3 protein-coding genes are annotated in these 1,296 nt (G+C 38.2%); all 3 read left to right on the top strand.

Features of this window, described 5'->3' with window-relative positions; all coding sequences use genetic code 11:
- On the top strand, positions 1-354 hold a 354-nt coding region (locus tag FHL06_RS13325), incomplete at its 5' end, for a GNVR domain-containing protein (protein WP_272950475.1).
- Between the two features lie 3 nt (positions 355-357).
- Complete coding sequence (locus FHL06_RS13320; protein ID WP_153387104.1) at positions 358-1,131, top strand: CpsD/CapB family tyrosine-protein kinase; 774 nt, start codon at positions 358-360, stop codon at positions 1,129-1,131.
- A gap of 17 nt (positions 1,132-1,148) precedes the next feature.
- On the top strand, positions 1,149-1,296 hold a 148-nt coding region (locus tag FHL06_RS13315), incomplete at its 3' end, for a CpsB/CapC family capsule biosynthesis tyrosine phosphatase (protein ID WP_337692579.1).

The raw sequence follows: 1,296 nt of genomic DNA, 5'->3' as shown, positions 1-1,296 counted from the left end.
AATACTTCAGCAGCTGTTGCTAATTTAACAGCCGAGGTATTCAAGAAAAAAGTTGGTAAAATAATGAGTATTAACAATGTTTCAATTGTTTCTCCCGCTTCAGTTGAAAAAAGTCCAGTTAGTCCAAGAAAAGCTTTAAATCTATTAGCAGGATTAGTAGTTGGATTGTTGTTGGGAATTGGACTTGCTTTTATTCGCGAAATTACAGATACAACTGTAACTTCGGAGGATTATTTAACTGACACATTAGGCCTAACAGCTTTGGGTATTGTCAATGAGATTGATCAATCTGACGTTAAGAAGCGAGTCTTTAGTAAGCAAAAGCTTTATGGCAATAGTCCAAGGAGGGTGTAGACGATGGTGCTTAATTTGTTTGGTCGAAAAAAACGTAAGATTGATAATACCAGTTTGAAATATGGAATTGGGCTTGTTACGTACACTGATCCTAAAGGAATGATTTCTGAGCAGTTCAAAACAATACGGACGAATATTCAATTTTCATCAATTGATAAGAAATTCAAGTCTTTATTATTTACATCATCTGATCCTTCAGAAGGAAAATCGACTGTTAGTAATAATGTGGCCGTAACTTGGGCTGACCAAGGATCAAAAGTCATTTTGATTGATGCTGATTTGCGTCGACCAACTGTTCACAAAACTTTTGGCGTCAGCAATCGTCGTGGATTATCTAACTATTTATTAGGCAATGCTACTTTGGAAGAAATAGTCCAACCAACCGTTGTTGATGATTTGTACGTGATTACTAGTGGACCGGTTCCACCTAATCCAGCTGAATTGTTGGGTAGCTTGCGAACAAAAGACTTGTTAGTCCGCTTAACTGATAAATTTGATTTAGTTGTGTTAGATGCTCCGCCTGTCAATACTGTGACTGATGCACAAGTATTAGCAGCTCGGGTTGATGGGACTGTTTTGGTAGTGCCACAGGGTATCGCTGATAAAGCCGGGGTTATGCATGCAAAAGAAGCATTGGAAACAGTTAACGCCAATATTTTAGGAGCAATTATGAACCGTGTAACCGAACAAAAATCTGGTGGCTACTATGGTGGTAGTTATTATGGTGGTTATTACGGCGGATATTATGGAGTTGAAGATAAGAAAAAACGAAATTGATTGACTTACATTGCCACATGTTGCCGGGAGTTGATGATGGTGCTAAAGATCAAACGATGGCATTGAAGTTGGCACAAGCAGCAGTAGAACAAGGTATTAGTCATATTTTATTAACACCGCACCATATGGATAGTCACTACTCGAACCATAAACAAGATGTCATTG

Origin of the sequence: Companilactobacillus halodurans (assembly GCF_009600985.1) — a bacterium.
GTDB lineage: Bacteria > Bacillota > Bacilli > Lactobacillales > Lactobacillaceae > Companilactobacillus > Companilactobacillus halodurans.
This window is presented reverse-complemented; position numbering and strand designations above follow the sequence as displayed.

What these genes read in the sequence shown, in the direction of transcription:
- FHL06_RS13320 (WP_153387104.1), top strand. Translation starts at nt 358, where the DNA reads ATGGTGCTTAATTTGTTTGGTCGAAAAAAACGTAAGATTGATAATACC.